General features: G+C 59.0%; 4 protein-coding genes and 1 pseudogene. 2 read left to right on the top strand and 3 right to left on the bottom strand.

What is annotated here, in order from left to right; translation table 11 throughout:
* Positions 1–202 precede the first annotated feature (202 nt).
* A complete protein-coding gene (locus PA598K_RS08510; protein ID WP_128656546.1) occupies positions 203–721 on the top strand; it encodes a tripartite tricarboxylate transporter TctB family protein in 519 nt (172 codons plus the stop codon).
* Positions 722–741: 20 nt separating this feature from the next.
* Positions 742–2,250 carry a tripartite tricarboxylate transporter permease gene (locus tag PA598K_RS08505; protein WP_128656545.1) on the top strand — a complete coding sequence of 503 codons (1,509 nt, stop codon included), beginning with the start codon at positions 742–744 and terminating at the stop codon, positions 2,248–2,250.
* A gap of 31 nt (positions 2,251–2,281) precedes the next feature.
* On the opposite strand, the gene PA598K_RS08500 is transcribed toward PA598K_RS08505, so the two are convergent.
* The 3 genes and pseudogenes from PA598K_RS08500 to PA598K_RS08490 form a co-directional block, all read right to left on the bottom strand.
* On the bottom strand, positions 2,282–3,250 hold the full coding sequence (locus PA598K_RS08500; RefSeq protein ID WP_128656544.1) for a 5'-nucleotidase: 969 nt from the start codon (positions 3,248–3,250) through the stop codon (positions 2,282–2,284).
* 23 nt (positions 3,251–3,273) lie between these two features.
* Positions 3,274–3,936 carry a cysteine hydrolase gene (locus tag PA598K_RS08495; protein ID WP_128656543.1) on the bottom strand — a complete coding sequence of 221 codons (663 nt, stop codon included), beginning with the start codon at positions 3,934–3,936 and terminating at the stop codon, positions 3,274–3,276.
* Between the two features lie 2 nt (positions 3,937–3,938).
* Positions 3,939–4,243, bottom strand: a pseudogene (locus PA598K_RS08490) (ABC transporter ATP-binding protein); the annotation flags it as partial.

Below are 4,243 nucleotides of genomic sequence, written 5' to 3'. Positions count from 1 at the left end.
AAGCTACGCTTTCTGCAAGAAAGCGACATCGGAAGCATAGGCTACGCTTTCTGCAAGAAAGCGACTTCGTAAGCATAAGCTTCGCTTCTACAGATTCGATCCCGTGCCTCTTCGGATTTTTTCATCAGCATGAATCTCACTATATTTGGGGTAGGGCGCGTCTTGCGCCCTCCCCCTGTTTTGTACAAAAGGAGGTCTTCTCATGGCAGAGGTCCAATCGCAGGAGCTCGAGCCTGCGCTCGATGAAGAGGATGCCGCCTCGCAGCCTTTGCCGGCTCAGGGGCCAGGCGAATATTTGCTAGTCGGGCTGCTGTTCCTTATCGTCGGCGCCTTGTTCCTGGAGGCGCTCAAGCTTCCAGGCATCTATCAGGGCCATACCAATCATGCCGGGACGCTGCCGCAGGCCGTCATCTCGTTGATCCTGCTGCTGCTCATCATGCAAGCGGTCGGCTTGATCCGCAGACGCGGCAGCCTTGGCAGCCTGCGCGAGGCTGGCCGCTATTTGCTCTCCAAAGACGTTATCGTGCTCATTATCGGCGTGACGGCTTATGCTTTCTTGGTCGAGCTGCTGCACTTCGAGATCACGACGTTTCTGTTCCTGTGGAGTTGCATGATGCTCCTGGACTGGCGCAGACCTTGGATGAAGCTGATCGTTTCCTTCAGCACTGTCGCCGGGCTGGTGTTGCTCTTCCACACCCTTTTCCATGTTGTATTGCCATAACTCACTAGGCGGGGATATCTATGTCAGGCATTGAAGGATTTTTAGTACCGTTTCTGAATTTTGAGTTGCTGGCGCTGGTCGCCATCGGGGTGTTCGTCGGCATCTACATCGGAGCCATTCCCGGACTTTCCGTGACGATGGCTTTCTCCCTGCTGCTCTCGTTCACCTATACTTGGGATGTGTATGCGGCCTTGGCCGTTATGGTGGGGATATTCACAGGCGGGGTGTACGGCAGCAGTCGCACGGCGATCCTGCTCAATATACCGGGAGGCCCGGCAGCGATGGCGACCGCGATCGACGGATATCCGCTGGCGAAGCTCGGGCTGGCCGGCGTCGTGATGGGACTGAGCACGGTCGTTTCTGTCATTGGCGAATTTTTCGGCATCGGCGTCATGGTGATCGCCTCGCCAATCGTCTCTTCGCTGGCGATTCATTTCTCGCCGTACGATTATTTCCTGCTCGCCATGATGGCGCTGCTGCTGGTAGGCAGTCTGACGGAGGGCTCGATGGGCAAGGCGCTCATCACGGCATCGCTCGGCATCACGATCGGCATGGTCGGCATGGATCCCTTCACCTCGCAGCCGCGACTCACCTTCGGCAGCACGACGATGCTGGGCGGCATCAGCTTCATCGTCGTCATGATCGGCCTGTTCGGCCTGTCGGAGGCGCTCATGCAGTTGAAGAATCGCACCAAGCCGATCAAACAAAAGGTCGACAAGATCATCCCGAGCTGGGGACTGGTCAAAAAGTATCTGCCGCTGACGCTGCGCAGCTCCGCCACAGGCACCCTGCTCGGCGCGCTGCCAGGCACCGGCGCCGAGGTCGCCTCGTTGATGGCCTACGATCAGGCCAAGCGGACGGTCAAAAAACCGAGTCGACCGTTCGGCAAGGGCGCCTTCGAGGGCGTTGTCGCCGCAGAATCGGCTAACAACGCCTCAATCGGCGGCGCATTCATCCCGACGCTTACGCTCGGCATCCCCGGTGACTCCGGCACCGCCTTGTTCCTGGGCGCGCTGTACATCCACGGCTTGCGTCCCGGCCCGATGCTAATGACGGAGCAGCCCGAGTTTTTCTGGATTATCGTCAGTTGTCTGGTGATCTCCAATGTGTTCCTGCTGATCTTCGGCTTGACGGGGATACGAATCTTCAGCAAAATCATCGAAATCCCGAAGCCGATCCTGATCCCGATCATCATCACGTTGTCAATCATCGGCAGCTTCGCGATCAACAACAGCATCGGCGACGTCTACTGGATGATCCTCTTCGGCATCCTCGGCTACTTCCTGAAGCTGTACCGTTACCCGCTGGCGCCGCTCGTACTGGGCATCATCCTGACGCCCCTCATCGAGAACAATCTGCGCCGCGGCATGGAGATCTCGCAGGGCAGCGTAACCGGCTTCGCCGGCAACATCCTCACCAGCCCGATCTCTCTGGTGCTGCTGGCGATCATCGTGCTCATGCTAAGCGCCAAGACGGCCTGGTTCCGTCGGCTCGTCGGCAAGCTTAGACGCAAACCCTCCGCATCCTAGAGTTTTCTGCATTCTCTGAAGCAGACACGACCTAGCGGCTTCGGTTCAGCACTGGCTCTCCATCCGCTCCGGGGACGGCGACTTCCACGTCGCCGCGTCCGGGCTTCGGCCGATTGGTGACGCCAAACGGGACGTGCACGGACGGGAACAGCCTCGCCACGCCCTGGATATGACTGGCCTGATCGTCGAAGAAGATATGCGGCTTGAAAATACTGAGCACCCGGCTTTTCTCGACGCCGCCCATGAAGAAGGCTTCGTCGACGCGGATATCGTGCTTCCGCAAGGTAGTAATTACCCGCTCATGGGCAGGCGCATTGCGGGCCGTGCAGATGGCGATCCGAATTTTTGGATTGTAGGCCTCGTTTTCCTTATTTTTCTCCAACTCCCGTTTTTGCAATCGCGACAGCTCGGAGAAGAAGCTGAACAGCGGACCCGCCGGGATCAGCTCCAGTGCCTTTTCCTTCTCATGCTGGTGGAACGATTGCAGCGTCCCCTCGGTCTGAAAGATCGTCTCGGCGGAGTCGTCGGCGATCACGCCGTCAAAGTCAAAGGCGAGCCGCAGCTCCTGATCGTCGAGATCATCGATATATTCCGAAGGATAAATACAGCCCGCCGGATACCCATGCTCGATTGCCTCCTTGACGTCGTCCGGATTGCCGGAGAGGAACAGCGAGGCGTTAAAGGCGTTCATGTACGCAAACGGATTGCGACCCATCACAAACCCCGCTCTTGTAATCGGCAGACCATACTCCTCAATCGATTTGAACACCCGCAGCCCGGTATCGGGGTCATTGCGCGATAGCAGCACGACCTCGACCGGCTGATCCTCCTCCGTATTGATGCTCAGGATTCGCTGGATGAGCGGAAAGGCGACGCCCTTGTCCAGAATCGCCCGTTCATGCTTGCGCTGATACTGACGGTACTCCTCCTCTCCCTTTTCCCTGAACACCCGATCCGACTCGGTGAGATCAAACAATGCGCTCGATGCGACGGCGATCACGAACTTGCTCTATTCCTGCAACGCTACACCTCCGACTCGAGCAACACCGATGAGCCTGCCCGCGCCCAGCTCCGGATGATCGTCTCCGTATCGCTGACCAGACCGAAATGCCGCTCGATGTTGCGCAGGCTCGGCTCGTAGGCGTCCGGGAACAGACAAGCCGTCGCATCGCCGGCCAGCGCGACATGATAGCCGATCAGATGGGCGTCGCGCAGTGTCGACTCGACGCACGTATTGGTGTTAATGCCGGCTGCGACGAGCGTGCGAATGCCGCGATCCGCCAGCAGCTGATGCAGTCGAGTTTGGACAAACGCGCTATAGCGGTGCTTCCAGACAACCATCTCCCCCATCCCCGGCTCCAGCTCATGATACAGATCGGCGCCCCAGGTGCCGGTCCTGCAGCTCGCCGGATGATTACGACCGGCCCGGCGCTGGCTCCAGGCATCGTCGCCGTCGTTCAGCTCATTATGCGACATGCCGATCCAGATGACGGGGACGCCGGCAGCCCGAGCCGCCTCGATCAGCCGCTTCATCGGCGGGATGATCGACCAGTAGCCGCTCACGCGATACCCCGACTGGGCGAAGATGCCGCGCTCGTGGACGAAGTCATTTTGCATGTCGATGATCAGCAGCGCCGTCGACTCCGTCAACACCCGCTCCAGCGTATAGTTATGCTCCTCAGCCATCGCTACACCTCCGCCAGCACGCCCTGCGACTGGAAGACGCCGCGGATCTCGCGGACGTACTCCAGGAAGCGAGCATCCATCCGCGTATTCATGCCGCGCGGACGCTCCAGCTCGATCGGGATATCCCGGACCACAGAGCCGGGGCGCGGGCTCATGACGAGCACCCGATCCGAGAGGAAGACGGCTTCCTCGATGCTATGCGTGATGAAGACGACCGTACACTTGTACTTCTTGTAGATCTTCAGTAGATCGTACATCATCTGCTCGCGCGTCAGCGCGTCCAGCGCGCCGAACGGCTCATCCATCA

The organism is Paenibacillus sp. 598K (genome assembly GCF_003851045.1).
Lineage (GTDB): Bacteria > Bacillota > Bacilli > Paenibacillales > Paenibacillaceae > Paenibacillus_D.
The sequence above is the reverse complement of the archived record's forward strand: the minus strand, read 5'-3'. Positions and strand labels throughout refer to the sequence as shown.